Origin of the sequence: Psychrobacter sp. 78a-MNA-CIBAN-0178 (assembly GCF_040309625.1) — a bacterium.
Taxonomy (GTDB): domain Bacteria; phylum Pseudomonadota; class Gammaproteobacteria; order Pseudomonadales; family Moraxellaceae; genus Psychrobacter; species Psychrobacter okhotskensis.
In genome coordinates, this window is sequence record NZ_JBEOOZ010000185.1 from 1 (window position 1) to 248 (window position 248).

Sequence of the window (248 nt, forward strand, 5' to 3'; positions counted from 1 at the left end):
AGTAAGGGCAGATAAAGGTTAACAAATGAAGCGACTGAACCGCCCATTCTATGAAGTTCAAGCCCCGTTAATTGACTCCTAACAACAGCAAAATCAAGTAAATTTAATTTGTTAAAAATACGTAGAACCAGTACGCAATCTTGTCTATTGTATTTCGCAAGGGATAACTTATCATCATTAAATTGGCGTTCGATTTCTGCTAGCTGGTCACTTGAACTGATGTACTTTTTCTCACCAAGCTCCTTAGC

Annotated in this window: 1 protein-coding gene; it reads right to left on the reverse strand. The window is 37.9% G+C overall.

Annotation, left to right across the window (positions count from 1 at the left end; genetic code table 11):
- A partial coding sequence (locus tag AAEY80_RS14775) for a hypothetical protein (RefSeq protein WP_350588630.1) occupies positions 1 to 248 on the reverse strand: 248 nt, incomplete at both ends.